General features: G+C 57.9%; 16 protein-coding genes and 2 tRNA genes. 9 read left to right on the top strand and 9 right to left on the bottom strand.

Annotated features, from left to right (window positions below; genetic code table 11):
• Positions 1-128: 128 nt before the first annotated feature.
• Entirely contained in the window at positions 129-455 is a 327-nt protein-coding gene (locus EV281_RS02125) for a hypothetical protein (RefSeq protein WP_132651290.1), read from the bottom strand.
• Between the two features lie 232 nt (positions 456-687).
• On the opposite strand from EV281_RS02125, the gene EV281_RS02130 reads away from it, so the two are divergent.
• The 3 genes from EV281_RS02130 (at position 688) to EV281_RS02140 (ending at position 2762) form a co-directional block, all read left to right on the top strand.
• The gene (locus EV281_RS02130; protein ID WP_132651291.1) at positions 688-1275 is read left to right on the top strand and encodes an alpha/beta hydrolase; all 588 of its coding nucleotides are present in this window, start codon (positions 688-690) and stop codon (positions 1273-1275) included.
• Positions 1276-1362: 87 nt separating this feature from the next.
• Positions 1363-1926, top strand: a complete 564-nt coding sequence (locus tag EV281_RS02135) for a methylated-DNA--[protein]-cysteine S-methyltransferase (RefSeq protein ID WP_132651292.1) — start codon at positions 1363-1365, stop codon at positions 1924-1926.
• A 176-nt stretch (positions 1927-2102) separates the two neighbouring features.
• Positions 2103-2762, top strand: coding sequence for a peroxiredoxin (locus EV281_RS02140; protein ID WP_132651293.1), 660 nt, complete (start codon positions 2103-2105; stop codon positions 2760-2762).
• Positions 2763-3047: 285 nt separating this feature from the next.
• On the opposite strand, the gene EV281_RS02145 is transcribed toward EV281_RS02140, so the two are convergent.
• The 6 genes from EV281_RS02145 to EV281_RS02170 form a co-directional block, all read right to left on the bottom strand.
• Entirely contained in the window at positions 3048-3590 is a 543-nt protein-coding gene (locus EV281_RS02145; RefSeq protein WP_132651294.1) for a nuclear transport factor 2 family protein, read from the bottom strand.
• A 75-nt stretch (positions 3591-3665) separates the two neighbouring features.
• Positions 3666-4469, bottom strand: coding sequence for an SDR family oxidoreductase (locus EV281_RS02150; protein WP_132651295.1), 804 nt, complete (start codon positions 4467-4469; stop codon positions 3666-3668).
• 41 nt (positions 4470-4510) lie between these two features.
• The gene (locus EV281_RS02155; protein WP_132651296.1) at positions 4511-4912 is read right to left on the bottom strand and encodes a heme-binding protein; all 402 of its coding nucleotides are present in this window, start codon (positions 4910-4912) and stop codon (positions 4511-4513) included.
• Between the two features lie 165 nt (positions 4913-5077).
• Positions 5078-5965, bottom strand: a complete 888-nt coding sequence (locus tag EV281_RS02160; protein ID WP_132651297.1) for an AraC family transcriptional regulator — start codon at positions 5963-5965, stop codon at positions 5078-5080.
• Between the two features lie 413 nt (positions 5966-6378).
• A complete protein-coding gene (locus tag EV281_RS31525; protein ID WP_132651298.1) occupies positions 6379-6606 on the bottom strand; it encodes a hypothetical protein in 228 nt (75 codons plus the stop codon).
• 312 nt (positions 6607-6918) lie between these two features.
• Positions 6919-6993: transfer RNA gene (locus EV281_RS02170), tRNA-Asn, on the bottom strand.
• Positions 6994-7111: 118 nt separating this feature from the next.
• On the opposite strand from EV281_RS02170, the gene EV281_RS31530 reads away from it, so the two are divergent.
• A complete protein-coding gene (locus EV281_RS31530) occupies positions 7112-7405 on the top strand; it encodes a hypothetical protein (protein WP_132651299.1) in 294 nt (97 codons plus the stop codon).
• A gap of 87 nt (positions 7406-7492) precedes the next feature.
• Here the strand turns inward: EV281_RS31530 and EV281_RS02180 are convergent, their stop codons facing one another.
• The gene (locus EV281_RS02180; RefSeq protein ID WP_132651300.1) at positions 7493-7882 is read right to left on the bottom strand and encodes a KTSC domain-containing protein; all 390 of its coding nucleotides are present in this window, start codon (positions 7880-7882) and stop codon (positions 7493-7495) included.
• Between the two features lie 448 nt (positions 7883-8330).
• On the opposite strand from EV281_RS02180, the gene EV281_RS02185 reads away from it, so the two are divergent.
• Positions 8331-8404, top strand: a tRNA-Cys gene (locus EV281_RS02185).
• Between the two features lie 69 nt (positions 8405-8473).
• On the opposite strand, the gene EV281_RS02190 is transcribed toward EV281_RS02185, so the two are convergent.
• On the bottom strand, positions 8474-8764 hold the full coding sequence (locus EV281_RS02190; RefSeq protein WP_132651301.1) for a hypothetical protein: 291 nt from the start codon (positions 8762-8764) through the stop codon (positions 8474-8476).
• Positions 8765-9198: 434 nt separating this feature from the next.
• Here EV281_RS02190 and EV281_RS02195 point away from each other — a divergent pair, with 434 nt between their 5' ends.
• The 4 genes from EV281_RS02195 to EV281_RS02210 all read left to right on the top strand — a co-directional run bounded on the left by EV281_RS02195 (position 9199) and on the right by EV281_RS02210 (position 15601).
• Positions 9199-9864 (top strand): protein-L-isoaspartate O-methyltransferase, encoded by a 666-nt coding sequence (locus EV281_RS02195; RefSeq protein ID WP_184327088.1) that lies wholly within the window; start codon positions 9199-9201, stop codon positions 9862-9864.
• 232 nt (positions 9865-10096) lie between these two features.
• Positions 10097-10996 carry a DUF2497 domain-containing protein gene (locus EV281_RS02200; RefSeq protein WP_132651302.1) on the top strand — a complete coding sequence of 300 codons (900 nt, stop codon included), beginning with the start codon at positions 10097-10099 and terminating at the stop codon, positions 10994-10996.
• A 119-nt stretch (positions 10997-11115) separates the two neighbouring features.
• A complete protein-coding gene (locus EV281_RS02205) occupies positions 11116-13959 on the top strand; it encodes a valine--tRNA ligase (protein ID WP_132651303.1) in 2844 nt (947 codons plus the stop codon).
• 388 nt (positions 13960-14347) lie between these two features.
• The gene (locus tag EV281_RS02210) at positions 14348-15601 is read left to right on the top strand and encodes an OmpP1/FadL family transporter (protein ID WP_132651304.1); all 1254 of its coding nucleotides are present in this window, start codon (positions 14348-14350) and stop codon (positions 15599-15601) included.
• The last annotated feature ends 69 nt before the right edge of the window (positions 15602-15670 follow it).

A 15670-nucleotide genomic window follows, 5' to 3' on the forward strand; every position in this document is an offset into this window, starting at 1 on the left:
AACGCTAGATTCATCCAGCGGCTTCTGTAAGCAGGCCGACGGTGGATCATCGGACCAGGAGTTTCATGAGGCGGACACGAAAAAGGCCGGTCGAGCCGGCCTCTCTCCAGGATCGGGTCTTTGCCCGATCAATTGTCGTGTTCACGGCATACCTCGCTGATCGAAGCGCCGCTTTCGCCGCCGCGCGTATCGACGCCCGTATTCTGCTGCGGCATTCCCGGGCATTCGATTGCCTGACCGCCGCCGATGCTCTGCGTAGTGGTCGGGTCTACCGGGCTGGTGGGAACCGGATGGATGCCATTGCTGTCACTCGTATAATCGGACGAGTAATTGCCCGAGCCCGGGTCCGTGGAACCGCCATTGGTCGGGCCGATAGTGTCCGGATTGGATTGGGCAAATGCCGATGACGCCATGCCGATGGCAAGCAGCGATGCGGCGATAAGAGATTTAGGCATGAGGACTATCCTCCTTCGATTTTCATCTTTTGGTGGCCTTTCCTTAACCCCTCAGGGAACTGCTTGTTCCGAAATTTGATCGGAGCGGTTGAGGCGATAGTGACTTCTGCGATGGATTTTCCAGCTTTGACGTGGGTTTTGGAGCTTTGTTCCTTTTAGTCTATAAAAACTATGGATAATTCTGGCGAGGATGCGAAGCGGCAGATTGCTGCGCTTTCGCCAGGAGAAAGCCATGACAAAAATCCTGATCGTGCCGGGCCTGTTCGGTTCCGGCGAGGGGCATTGGCAGCACTATTGGATGAGCGATGTGCCGCAGAGCCGGATGATCGGACAGGACGACTGGAACCACGCGCGCCTGGACCATTGGATGGACCGGCTGGAGCAGGCGCTGTTGGAGGCTGGAGAAGCCTATATCGTTGCCCATAGCCTCGGCTGCATCCTGACGGCGAGGCTCGCCGGCAGGCCGCTTGGTCATCGAGTAAAGGGAGCACTTCTGGTCGCCCCTTGTGATCTTCCGGCAACGGAGCGACTGCATCCCGGCTCGCTCGCCTTCGGCCCCATGCCGACAACCCCGCTTCCGTTTCCGAGCCTCACCGTCGGCAGTCTCGACGACAAATACATGTCGCTCGACCGCTTGAGCTTCTATGCCCGTCTCTGGAAAACCGAGGTCCGCAATATCGGTCTCGCAGGTCATATCAACATCGCCAGCGGTTTTGGCCGCTGGACCGGCGGCTATGCATTGCTCGATGCGGTAAAAGGCAAGGCGAAGGCAAAGAGGCCACAAATATACACGCTCGCTGCGACTGCCGCATCTGCGTGATGCTTTATCGAGACACGCGCAAGAAATGGGTTGAACTTAAGCTTCCGCGGTACGATTCTTGTATCCGACGGAATGCGAGGCTTCACCATGGCTCAGAAAGTGCACCAATATCTGATCTTCGAAACCGCCGGCGGCTTTTGCGGCATTGCCTGGAGCGATGGCGGCGTGACACGATTCCAGCTGCCGACGAAGAGCGCCGAGTCGACCGAACGCCTGTTGTTGCGCCGTTTGCCAGTTGCTGAACCTGGCGCACCGACGCCGCAAATTCTGGAAGCGGTTTCTGCGGTGAAGCGCTACTTCGAAGGCGAGGAAGTCGATTTCTCTAGCGTAGCCGTCGATCTCGACGGTCAGGACGCATTTTTCCGAGATATTTATGTAGCCGCACGCCGCCTCGGCTGGGGTCGCACGACGACTTACGGCACGCTGGCGAAGGAGCTAGGCGCAGGACCGGAAGCGGCGCGAGATGTGGGCCAGGCGATGGCGAAGAACCCCGTCGCGCTCATCATTCCCTGCCATCGCGTGCTTGCCGCCGGCGGCAAGATCGGTGGGTTTTCGGCACCCGGCGGTTCGACCTCCAAGCTTCGCATGTTGGAACTCGAAGGCGTGCATGTCGGCCCGCCGCCGTCTGCCCAGCAATCCCTGGATTTTTGAAAGTACTAATCCGATTGGGTTTCATGCGATTCTTGCCTGCAGGGAATAATATTCCAAGGCCGCCCGTTTCTGGGAAGGCTTTAGTTTGACCTGGGTAAGCACAGCTCTGTAGATAGTTGACAGCGCGCAGACTTGCCTGCGAGTGTTCAAATAACGCGCCAGCTGGAGGGCACACCATGAGCTTACGTATCAACGATATCGCTCCCGATTTCACCGCCGACACCACACAAGGCCCCATTCAGTTCCATGACTGGATAGGCAACGGCTGGGCCGTGCTCTTCTCGCATCCGAAGAACTTCACGCCGGTCTGCACGACCGAGCTTGGCACCATGGCTGGCCTCGAGGGCGAGTTCAAAAAGCGCGGTGTCAAGATCATCGGCATTTCCGTCGATCCAGTCGAAAGCCATGTTAAATGGAAAAACGACATCAGGACGGCGACCGGCTTCGACGTCGAATATCCGCTGATCGGCGACAAGGACCTCAAGGTCGCCAAGCTCTACGACATGCTGCCCGCCGGCGCTGGCGACAGCTCCGAAGGCCGCACGCCTGCCGACAACGCCACCGTGCGATCGGTCTTCGTCATCGGCCCGGACAAGAAGATCAAACTGATCCTCACTTACCCGATGACGACAGGTCGCAATTTCAATGAAATCCTGCGCGCCATCGATTCCATCCAGCTGACCGCCAAACACCAGGTTGCGACGCCGGCCAACTGGAACCAGGGCGACGATGTCATCATCACCGCAGCCGTCACCAACGAGGATGCGATTGCCCGCTTCGGTTCCTTTGATACGGTTCTGCCCTATCTCCGAAAGACCAAGCAGCCGTCTGCATGAGTTCGTTCCTGCGCTGATGCTATGATTGAATCAAAAGACGCCTCGGTTTCCGGGGCGTTTTTCGGCGCGCCGCTAAATCCATATTCGACCCGTACGGCTTTTTCATTCCCTGTTTGCTGGAAGTGATGCTTGCGTCGGCGAGACCGGCTGCGAAAAACGCAAATGCTGCAACACGCCGACCACGATGGTGATGATATCTGTAGGCAAGGTAATCTCCATTGATTCCCAATGGAGATTACGCCGTTTTTAATTCGTATCGTTCGAGCGAGATCAAGTTCTGCCGGCCTATTCAGACGGCGTCACGCGGGTCCAGAAATCGTTGAATGCGACCGAATCAAAGAAGGCCGAGGCTCGGATGATACGGTCGTCGCGCATGTCGAGGAACCAGGCGTAGGTATTGACGTAGGGTTTGCCGTCGCGGGCGATGCCGCGAGCGTCGAAAAAGACGATCACAGTGTCGCCGTCGGCATAGACGTTGCGGATCGCTGGCTTCAACGGCGCCTTCATGCGGGCATTGAACGGGCGGATCACCTCGCTCAGGAATGCCTCGCGGCTCGGGTAGGTTTTCGATGCCAGCGAATAACCTTCGATCGTCCAGCGGACATCGTCGGCGAGCAGGTCATAGGGGCTGCCTGTGCCGGCCGCCCAGGCTTCAAAGCCAGCCTCGACGGTCGCCTTGTTGCGGCGTTCGGTTTCGGTCGGCGTCTGCGACGCAGCGCGGGCTTCAAGCCCAAAAAGCGCGAGGATGGCGGCGGCGATGCCGAGGGTAGCGTTGAAGATGCGGCGGGCAGGAGATGCCGGGCTGCGGACGGTTGCGTTTGCGGTAATGGACTTGGCTTTCCTCCAGGAGTTGGATCGGTGTCACGGCACCCGGTGGTGGGGTGCCGTGCACGGTGCTCCGCTTCAGATCCGGTTTTCCCAGGCTTTCAGCTGGTGGTCCTTCAGCATGTCCTCGATGACCTTCGGAACGACGTTGCGGAACTTGCCGGTATCGGCAGGCACAATCTCGATCATCCGGTCGATCATTTCCTTCGGGTCCATCTTGCCTTCGGGAGTGGCGAAGAAGTCGTCGAAGCCCTTGCGCAGATCGGCTCGCTTGGTGAAGTTCTTACTGTCGTCCAGCCAGCGGAACGGATTATCGGCCATCGTCTCGTTATAGCCGGTGTAATAGGCGCCCGGATTGATCGTCTGGACCTTGATGCCGTAGGGGCCGAGTTCCTGCTGCAGCGCTTCTGCGATCGATTCCAGAGCGTGTTTGGTGGAGACATAGGTGCCCCAGTTGGCCGGGGTGAACAGGCCGCCCATCGACGAGGTGAAGACCACCTTGCCCTTCTTGCCCTGCCGCACCCATTTCTGCACGACGCCCTGGGTCAGCGTGAGCGGCAGGAAGAGGTTGACTTCGTAATTCTTGCGCACGAGCTCGACCGGAATTTCCCAGACCGGGCCGGCTTCACCCATACCGGCATTGTTCCACAGCACATCGAAGTCAAAGCCCTGCGCCTGTTTGATGTCGTAGGGATCGGTGAGGTCGAGGCGCTCGACGCGGAAATCCTTCAGGCCGAGGGCCGCAGCTTCTTCGCGCAGCGGCGTGACCTGCGACGAAACCTGCGTCGTCGCGATGATGTTATGGCCATTCTTGGCCATGCCGATGGCGGCCGCCTTGCCGAAGCCGGAGCCTGCGCCGGTGATGAGAATGGTCTTGGTCATAGTAACTTCCTTTCGATGTGCTTGGGGTTGAAAAAGGTCGTTCAGACCGCGAGGGCGGCCGCGGCAGCTTGGGCAATTTCGAGATCCTGAGCGACGGCTCCTCCGGACACGCCGACAGCCCCGATCACGATTTTGCGTCCATCGGTGAGAGGAATGCCGCCGGCAAAGACGACGAGGCCGCCATTGGTCTGCTCCAGGCCGAACGAAGTGCCGCCGGGTTTGCAGAATTCGCCGATTGTTTCGGTACGCATGGAAAACAGCGCAGCCGTCCGGGCCTTGCTGACGGCGATGTCGATGGAGCCGAGCAGGGCGCCATCCATGCGCACGAAAGCCTTCATGTGAGCGCCGGCATCGAGCACGGCGATATTGGCCGCAACGCCGATTTCTTTTGCCCGCGCCTCGCCTGCCGCGATCACGCTCCGGGCTTCTTCAGCGGTAATCATATCCCTGTCTCCTCCGTTCGTCCGGGGGCTCCCCCGTTCGGCGAGACAGGTGTAGGCCGTAAGGGGCGTTGCCGTATTTCCATCTCTTGCTGCACTATGCGCAGATCTTGCGCTCGGATGGACGCGCAGAGTGGATCGGCGAACGCGTCAGGAGGACGGATATCGCTAGGAGGTGAATAGCGTGCGGTACTGGCCAGGTGTCAGGCCGGTCATCTTGCGGAAGACGCGGGTGAAGTTGGCCTGCGAGCCGAAGCCTGTGTCGATAGCGATTTGTACAAGCGAAGACTGCGTGAGCCGCAGCTTCTGCTTAGCCGCCTCGACTCGTCGCTCGGTGACGTAGCGATGTGGGGCAAAGCCGGTGGCCGCGCGAAACACGCGGGAAAAGTGAAAGGGACTGAGGCAGGCCTCCGCTGCAAGATCATCGAGCGAGATTTCGGCCGCGATGCGCGCCTCTATGAAATCGAGGACGCGCCTCAGCCTTTTCGGATCGATGGTTGGCGTCCGCGTAGGCGGACGCCAGCGGACTGACGAATAGGTGCCGAGCAAATGCGCCGCCAGAGCCAGCTGGATCCCGTCGAGAAACATCCGGTCTGTCGCTTCGAGTTTTCGGTTCAGCACACCGCGAAAGAGCTCACCGAGCTGTAAAACCACCGGATCAGGAACTCCGCCTGCGTAGGCGAGGCGCACTCTCGCCGGATCGATGTCGAAATTCGAAAGCGCTGTCTCACCGACGAGTGACGGCGGCAGGAAGATGTGAAGGGACTCAGGCATGGTGCCAACGATTTCCACATCGCTCTCATTGACTCCCGCTGGACAGACCCATGCGATGCCCGGGCGGGCGATAGCCTCCCGACCGCGGCCGTCACCAGTCCACCTGATCTTCGACTGCCCGGAGAGGAGCACGGCTATTTCCGTGCATTCGAGTGTAAGGTCGATCTGCCAGCCCGGATCGAAACGCCGGAGCTCGACCTGCAGCCCCGAGCAGTCGACAAGCCCGCCCACTCGCTCACTGGTCCGATATTTTCTGTCCCCTTGCGATGCGTCGAAATCCATGTCGCATCCTCGCCTTGAAGATAGGCCTGAAAAATTTGAATTAATCAGTATCGGCGGCCGATTGCTGCCGCCACGCTGCATCAGCCTGAAGTTCTATAATGAATATTCTCCAGCGAAAGCTGTGGTTGCCAGGCGCTGGCATGCAGTCCGGATTTTGACAAAAAAAACCAAGCGAGTGCAAGTGTCGTAGCCCAAAGTGGTACTGCCAGCATCTTGGTGGCTTCAGCCCCTGCGGACAAGTGCTTCAACGTCACTGAAGGAAGTGCCAGGCGTCAGTGCTAGAGCACTTGAGGTCGCCGCATATCACCTGGTCGCCTTGTACCGAATAGTTTGGGAGGATAAGTCAACGCTCTAACAAATAAATTGAAGCGGCATTTGCCCGCAATAAGAGACCGGTCAAGCGATCAAGAGCGTCATGAATAGGCACCAAAAGCCAAGAGAAGTGCGCCGACTACTATGATCGCGAGGGCTTGCCAGTTTTGGGATATTCCTAGGAACCGGATGCCTTGGTGCCGCGGCTCTAGCGTGCTGCCGCCTCGGGACATTTGATGCGGCTCACTCGATCGTCGATGAAGCGTCGATGAAAAGAAAAAGAGTAGTCCGCCAATTATAAGAGCGGCACCGATCAAGACAGCCCACATCGTAGCCTCCGCTGGCGACAAGCCTTTGGGTTAAACCAGATTCGGACTTGTTGGTTCCGCCTTGGCCGAGGGCAGGTATCGGTACTGCTGCTCACGTAGCCGGACGCCAGGGCGGCCTGCCCCGAGTAATTGCCGTCGAAAAATCGGATGCCAGCGGCCTCAGGTGCAGGGTCGATGCCAGTAGATAGCGACCTAATGACTTATCTAGAGGAGCCAAGCCACGAAAAATGCGTTTCAAAAGCGGGATGGGAAGTGGGGAAGAAAGCGCCTGCTTCGGATTACTCAACGAAAACAGGCGCTTATCTGAGAAACTGGCTCCCCGGGCCGGATTCGAACCGGCGACCTGTCGATTAACAGTCGAATGCTCTACCGCTGAGCTACCAGGGATCACCGCTTGGCCGCGGCGTGAGCGGGGTAATACAAATGCTTTCCCGATTTGCCAAGCAGTTTTTTCAAAAAAATGAAATGAGCTTGTATTTGCGGCGCTTGCGCCCATCTCTTGTGGATGACTAGCAGGGAAAATAGGCCGAAAAAGGCCGGAAAAACGCATTTCGGGATCGATCACCAGCAGGGCAAGCTGGTTCTCGGCTCGTTGCGGATACCTATGCCGCGCTCGCGCATTGCACGCATGACAACCGGAACGCTGCTCATTTTCGGTGGCATTCTTGGCTTTTTGCCCGTTCTTGGCTTCTGGATGCTGCCGCTGGGCTTCCTCCTATTGTCGCACGACCTGCCGATCGCACGCAGATGGCGCCGACGTGCTGCCGTCTGGTGGCATCGCCGAAAGGACCCTGCCTGACGTCTTCAGAGAACGCCACAATCGCCAAGCCGGCGATGGGGCGTGCCGGCAGAATAACAGCGACCGGTCGTCCGGCATTTTGGTTCGTCACTGTGGAGAGACAACAGGGCCTTCGATAGAGGCAGGAGCGCCTGTTCCAGACGCCGTGATCTCAGACAGGTTGATTGGCAATTCGCCATTTTCCTCAAGTGCCGTTGCCGTGATCACGAGTGCGCCGATGATAAATATCAAGAGCTTCACCCTATGAGAACTGGAGGGGGCTTTCCTCCGCCAGCGGGATTGGACGCGCGACGGCTCCAGATAATACTTATAGTAAAATTCCGGATCGTCTGTTTCGACGAGATTGCCGTAGACATGAGGCAGCACCCCGTCATGCCGCACCGATCGGCCACCGGCAAATTTGATATGGAGGACTTGGGCTTCCGGGTCGTAGGATGCAGCCCGAATCTGTTTGGAATTCAAAGGCACCCAGTTCATTTCCGCTCCTATCTCTCCCAGGAGGAGGATGGGATGACGATGCTGAAAGTCAAGGTAAGAATTTTTTGATAACGCTTCAGAAGAATTTCCGAATTATCTAATATATTTCAAGAGAAATCGTCGCCATCACCGCAAGCGACGCTTGAAGAATAGTATAGGTGATAGGCTGCATTTCGCCTATTGCACAATCTGGAGCGCCGGGAAGCCCGCTCGAGCGAATTTTAGCCTAATTTTTGTTTCGACCGGCTCGAATACTCGGCGGAACGGGCCTTTTGCCATCAGATACGAGGGCGGCTGCGTCGCCACCTTCGGCGCTCAATTGACCCTCATTTGTACGAGCCCGATGTGGCCAGAGTTTGAAATTACAGAAAATGTTTTTGGAAAGCCCTCTTGCGATTTCGTTGCGATCATTCTAAACGCTCGCCACGGCTAGGTTGATAGCCTGTGAGGCCTCGTGGCGGAGTGGTGACGCAGAGGACTGCAAATCCTTGTACCCCGGTTCAATTCCGGGCGAGGCCTCCAAAATTTCCCAACGACAGAGAATTCTGCCGCGCTTCTCAATAAGACGCCGCAGCGGCCTCGCAATTCTATTTACCAGATGCCGGGGAGCTGGGTGAAATCGAATTGGGCTGGGTTGATACCGATCAGAGAATACAGCGCCCGCAATCCGCCGCTACGCAGCCCCGCCAGATAGCCCGTATCGTCACTGGCCATTTCATTTTCTATCCGCACTTCAGGCCCGAGCAGTCGCTGCAGCGACTGGACTGAGATACGCGTGAAATTGCGGATGTCGCCGCTTTTGAATTTCACAAGCAGCAACCGCGCTTCCGGATTGTAGTGAAGCGCTTCAATGTCTGGCGAGTGAATGGCGAATGTTTGCATGCTGCCAACCTAGCGAAAGCCAGGGCTGGCGCAACAATATGGTTGATATAAAGTTAATGACGCAATCGATTGTCCCGCCTGATCCGACGCGGCAAGCCGGGATTTATGCGGACTGTGCGGTCCGTTCAGGTCTTCCTGCCGTCCAGCAGCCCGCAGCAGAATATGCCGACAAGCGCTGCGACGATGAAAAAGTCGAACAGCGTGAAATATTCCAGAACGGCAGACATGGCCTGCTCCTCCTCATTTCCTCCAATCACAATAATATCATGGAGTCCCTGTTTGTTCCACGCAGAAGTTGCAGCTTCCGCTTTTCACCTGTTGCATGCGGGGAGGGGTCTGCGGGATTCTTCAGGCGGCGCTCCGGCAAGCCTTGAAAGCATCCGTGCCGGCGATTAAGAGACGAGAGACAGAACCGCTTTCATCGGCGAGAGGATATGATGGATTTCGAAGCAGCACGCGCAAAGATGGTCGACAACCAGATCCGCACCACGGACGTTACCTCGCATTCCGTGCTGACGGCCTTCCTTACCGTCCCGCGCGAGGCATTCGTCCCGGAAAAGGCGAAGGTGCTGGCCTATATCGACAATGATATCGAAATCGCACCGGCTTCTGCCGGAAATCCCGGCCGGTTCCTCATGGAGGCGTCTCCGCTCGCCAAGCTGCTGCAGCTTGCCGCCATCACCAAGGAAGATGCCGTTCTCGAAGTCGGTGCGGGCACGGGTTATGCCTCCGCGCTGCTGTCGCAGATCGCGGGCTCCGTCGTGGCGCTTGAATCGGACGAATCCCTCGCTGCTCAGGCCAAAGCAAATCTCGCTGGTTATCCCAATGTGCAGGTTGTGACCGGCGCGCTTGAAAAGGGCAATACCGCCGGCGCTCCGTATGATCTGATCTTCATCAACGGTTCGGTCGAAGAGGTCCCCGCGGCGCTGCTCAGCCAGTTGCAGGATGGCGGTCGCCTGGTCGCTGTACAGGGCTATGGCAATGCGGCCCGCGCCAAGGTCTTCGTCAGCGAGCGCGGTGCTGTTTCAGAAAACGTGTTCTTCAATGCTTCGGTCAAGCCGCTGCCCGGTTTCGCCAAAGCTCGCGAATTCGTATTTTAAGACGTTTCCACGGCGGTCTTATTGAGCGGGCGCCGTGGGCGCCCGTTTTTGTTTTCGGCAGTCAAAAAAGCCTTCACAGACTTCGCTTACACTTGGGTAACAAAACTGTGCATGGCTGCATTTGTTTGATTCGCGCTGATTTTTTTCCCCCTTGGGGTATTCTAAGGTCAGGGTGATTCGGATGCATGCTCCACGCCGTCCGGTCGTTGTTTAAGGGATAACGGGGATAGATATGGCTCAGCCAGGTGTAGCGCGTGAACCGTCCATGGAAGAGATACTGGCCTCCATTCGCCAGATCATCGAAAGCAATGAGCCAGGCGCTGGAAAGGCGATCTCCGCTTCGCTTCCTCCCGTTTACGGTGCGGAAGAAGAAAATGACTCTGAAATCCATCTAACGGTTGACGACGCCTATGCTGGTGTCGAGTTTCCGGAGCCGCCCGCACTGCGTCCCGATCCGCGATTTGTCGCTGCAAATTCTGCCGGAACGGCGCCTGAGCCGGAAATGCCAGCCCGTGCCATGTCGCTTGCCGATGTCGCAGCCCGAGTCCGCGCTGCTTCCGAGCGTAGCACAGTCCAGGCCGGTCAGGCTCTCCATGAGATACCCCAGCAGTTCCGTGAGCCGCAGCCGCAATTCGAGCGTCAGTCGGCCTACGAAGCGCCGCGCGCAGCTGCCGCCCCGCGCCCGGTCGAGCCGGCTCACGCTCCCCGCGTTGCCCCGATTGCTCCCGTCGCCCAATACGAATATGCACCGGAGTCTGCCCCGGTCTTTGCGGAGCCACGCCTGCCCGAGGTTCCGCAGCCTGAAATCGTCGAGGAGGCGCCTGCGCTTCCCGTTGTCGAGAAGCGCGTCGAGCCGGTATCTTTCGAGCCTGCCGAACTTGCGCCTGCGCGCGTCGCAGAAGAGGTTCAGCCGTCGCTTCTGTCACAAAACACAGGCCTGCAGGTCGCCCGCTCTTTTGAAGAGCTTGCTGCGGCCATCGATGGTGCCGCCGAGCGGCGCTCGCTCGATGAGATCGCCGAAGACATGCTGCGTCCTATGCTGCGCGAGTGGCTGGACGACAATCTGCCGACGCTCGTCGAACGCCTCGTGCGGGAGGAAATCGAACGGGTGGCGCGCGGCCCGCGCCGCTGATCGGAACCGCTTTTTCCAGACAAGAGCCGCTCCGGTCTCCGGGGCGGCTTTTTTATTGACTTGGCCGTAGCCATCCTATTTACAAAACGCCCATCCTCGAACCTCGAATTGGTCAGAAAATGCTCGAAAAGACCTACGATTCCGCCGCCGTCGAACCGAAAATCGCCGCGAAATGGGATGAGGCCGATGCCTTCCGCGCCGGCGCCAATGCAAAGCCGGGCGCCGAAAGCTTCACCATCGTCATTCCGCCGCCGAATGTCACCGGTTCGCTGCACATGGGCCACGCGCTCAACAATACGCTGCAGGACGTCATGGTGCGGTTCGAGCGCATGCGGGGCAAGGACGTGCTCTGGCAGCCGGGCATGGATCATGCCGGCATTGCCACGCAGATGGTCGTCGAGCGCAAGCTGATGGAGCAGCAGCTTCCCGGCCGCCGAGACATGGGCCGCGACGCCTTCATCGAAAAGGTCTGGGAGTGGAAGGGCGAATCGGGCGGCCTGATCTTCAATCAGCTGAAGCGTCTCGGCGCTTCCTGCGACTGGTCGCGTGAGCGCTTCACCATGGATGAGGGCTTGTCGCAGGCAGTACTCGAAGTCTTCGTCACGCTCTACAAGGAAGGGCTGATCTACAAGGACAAGCGCCTCGTCAACTGGGATCCCAAGCTCCTGACGGCGATCTCTGATCTTGAGGTCGAACAGCATGAGATCAAGGGCAATCTCTGGCACTTGCGCTATCCACTGGAGCCGGGAGTCACCTATCAGTATCCCATCGCTTTCGATGAAGAGGGCAAGCCGACCGAATGGGAAACCCGCGATTATCTGGTTGTCGCAACCACGCGTCCAGAGACGATGCTTGGCGACACCGGCGTTGCGGTCAATCCTGACGACGAGCGCTACAAGTCGATAGTTGGCAAGCATGTTATGCTGCCGATCGTCGGCCGCCGCATTCCGATCGTCGCTGATAACTACGCCGACCCCAATGCCGGTACCGGTGCTGTCAAGGTTACGCCTGCGCATGACTTCAACGACTTTGAAGTCGGTAAGCGGGCCGGCCTGCGCGCGATCAACATCATGAACATCGACGGTACAATCACCATCAAGGACAACGAAGATTTCCTCGAAGGACTCGATCATCCGGCCGCCCTGCACGGCGCCTGGGATCGCCTCGAAGGTCAAGATCGTTTCTATGCCCGCAAGATCATCGTCGAAATCTTCGAGGAAGCCGGCCTGCTCGACAAGATCGAGCCGCACAAGCACATGGTTCCGCATGGCGACCGTGGCGGCGTGCCGATCGAGCCGCGCTTGACCGAGCAATGGTACGTCGATGCCAAGACGCTGGCCGAGCCGGCGATCGCCTCCGTTCGCGAAGGCCGCACCAATTTCGTGCCGAAGAACTGGGAAAAGACCTATTACGAGTGGATGGAAAACATCCAGCCTTGGTGCGTCTCGCGCCAGCTCTGGTGGGGCCATCAGATCCCGGCCTGGTATGGTCCTGACGGTCAGGTCTTTGTCGAAAAGACCGAGGAAGAGGCGCTGCAGGCCGCCATTCAGCATTATCTCTCGCATGAAGGCCCGATGAAGGCCTTCGTTCAGGACAAGCTGGAGAATTTCCAGCCTGGAGAAATCCTGACGCGCGACGAAGACGTACTCGACACCTGGTTCTCTTCGGCCCTCTGGCCATTCTCGACGCTCGGCTGGCCAGACAAGACGCCGGAGCTCGAGCGCTACTATCCGACCAGCGTGCTCGTCACCGGCTTCGATATCATCTTCTTCTGGGTCGCCCGCATGATGATGATGTCGCTGCATTTCATGAAGGATGAAGAAGACAACCCGGTCGAGCCCTTCCACACCGTCTACGTCCATGCCCTGGTGCGCGACAAGAACGGGCAGAAGATGTCGAAGTCGAAGGGCAACGTCATCGACCCGCTCGAACTGATCGACGAATATGGTGCGGATGCGTTACGCTTCACGCTGGCGATCATGGCCGCACAGGGCCGTGACGTGAAGCTCGACCCGGCGCGCATCGCCGGTTACCGCAACTTTGGCACTAAGCTCTGGAACGCCACACGCTTTGCTGAAATGAACGGTGCCAAGAGCGATCCGCATTTCGTGCCGGAAGCCGCAGAGCTCACCATCAATCGCTGGATTCTGACGGAGCTTGCTCGAACGGAACGTGACGTTACGGAAGCTCTCGAAGCCTACCGCTTTAACGATGCCGCCAGTGCGCTCTATCGTTTCGTCTGGAACCAGTTTTGCGATTGGTATCTGGAGCTTCTGAAGCCGGTCTTCAGCGGTGAGGATGACGGCGCCAAGGCCGAAGCTCAGGCCTGCAGCGCCTACGTTCTGGAAGAGATCTACAAGCTGTTGCATCCCTTCATGCCCTTCATGACCGAGGAACTCTGGGCGCATACGGCGGGTGAGGGGGCAGAACGGGACGGTCTTCTCTGCCATGCCGAATGGCCGTCGCCCTCTTACGCCGACGATGCCTCGGCTGATGAGATCAATTGGCTGATCGACCTCGTTTCCGGCATCCGCTCTGTCCGCTCGGAAATGAACGTACCGCCGTCGGCCACCGCGCCGCTCGTAGTCGTTGGTGCCAACAGCCTGACCCGGGAACGGTTGTTCCGTCACGACGCAGCCATCAAGCGCCTAGCGCGTGTCGAGGCCATTTCGCTGGCGGAAACTGCACCGAAGGGTGCTGCCCAGATCATCGTCGCGGAGGCGACCGCCTGCCTGCCACTCGGTAATCTGATCGACCTTGCGGCGGAAAAGAGCCGTCTTGAAAAGGCGATCGCCAAGGCCGATGGCGAAATCGCGCGCATTGATGGCAAGCTGTCGAATGAGAGGTTCGTCGCCAATGCCAATCCGGAAGTGGTGGAAGCCGAGCGCGAACGCCACTCTGAACTGATGGGCCAGATCCAAAGTCTGAAGACTGCTTTAGCGCGAGTTAGCGAGGCGGGATAATCGCGGTTAACGGGTAAACCATCTCGAGGCGCGCTCCCATGGGGCGCGCCTTTTGCGTTCCAAAAGTATGATGATTCGTGAAAAATGAGCCGTTGTGGCAGCGCGGCCTGTGGATATCACCCGTTTGGAGGAGGTCAGACGCGAAAACTGCCACTGTTGTCAGTTTGATACAGCTTCTACCCTTGATGGAATGAGAATCTAATCGGCCCCTGAAAAATGACGGGTAGAAGAATAGAATTTTATCTATGTGATTTTTTGACGTGCCCGTCAATCATTTACGTAAATTAGCCATAACTCAACTTCGTGGCGCGCCGGGCCGTTTCGTTGCGATTTATTAAGTTCACTAGCACAGTGTGGTTAGATCAATTGCTGGAGTGGGGGAGACACGATGGCATCGCGTATGTTTTTCAAGGGCGTAACATCGCTCATCATTGTTTCGGCACTCGCTTCACCGTCCTTTGCAGGTGGTCTGGAGCGCGGCGGCTATAATATCGATCAGTTGTTTGATACGTCGCCATTTTCGTTTCAGTCGGGCGTCATCTATGTGATGCCGCAACGCAAGTTGAAGAACGCGCAGGACGTTGATCCCTCAAACGGATTGGGTAATAACGGCCTCGGCGGCGGCTCGACCTCTGCAGATGACACAGCCGACTACGCCATTCCTTATGTCGGGATCAAAGGCGGTTATGGGCCGGTGGACTGCCTTGTCGACTATTCACAGCCATTCGGCGGTCATTCCGATCCTGGCGCAGGCTGGGTTGGTGCACAGAACAACATCGAAACAAAAATTACCACTGACAACTACGGTGCAACCTGCTCCTACAGGTTTGATGTCGGTCAGGGTCAGTTGCGCATCATCGGCGGTGCGTTCTATCAGGAAGTGGAAGGCTTCAAGGAACGCTATGTCGTCAACCCGGCTCTCTTCGGTCTTCCCGGCAACGGAACCGGCCGCCTGGAACTGAGTGATGAAAGCTGGGGCTGGCGAGCAGGTGTCGCCTATGAGATCCCGGAATATGCCTTTCGCGCGAGCCTCGTCTATAATAGCCGTGTCGATTACGACAATTTGACCGGTACCGTCGATCTCCGTCAGGTTCCTGCCGCGCTCGTCCCGCTTTATGGTGGAGTCATTACCGATGTATCGGGTGCTGCCGAGGCTCCCGATTCCCTCGAGTTCAAGCTGCAATCAGGTATCGCTCCGGACTGGCTGGCATTCGGTTCGGTAAAATGGACGAACTGGAGCGTGCTGCAGTCCGTGCAATTCTGCCCGACCAATGCCCTCCTTCCATGCCCCGCAGGTGGTCTGGCTTCGCTGGATCTTCACTACCGTGATGGCTGGACGCTCACGGGGGGCGTTGGTCACAAGTTCAACGATCAGTGGGCCGGTGCCCTGAGCCTGACTTGGGATCGCGGCACAAGCCAAGGATACGGGTCTCAGACCGATAGCTGGACGATCGGTCTCGGCGCTGCCTACACTCCGACGGATAATATCGAATGGCGCGTGGCCGGCGCACTAGGCATTTTGACGAGCGGATCGTCCGGAACAGTTGTTTCCGATGGCATCACCTACGGCGACGATGTTCATTATTCCTTCGGCAACGATCTGGTTGCTGCGTTGTCGACTAGCATAAAGGTCAAGTTTTAATTCTCCAACTTGAAGAATTGAGGAACCCGGCAAGGCCGGGCTCTTCTTTGTCCGGCGTCATTAATCATT

The sequence above is a fragment of the Rhizobium sp. BK418 genome (genome assembly GCF_004341105.1).
Classification (GTDB): domain Bacteria; phylum Pseudomonadota; class Alphaproteobacteria; order Rhizobiales; family Rhizobiaceae; genus Rhizobium.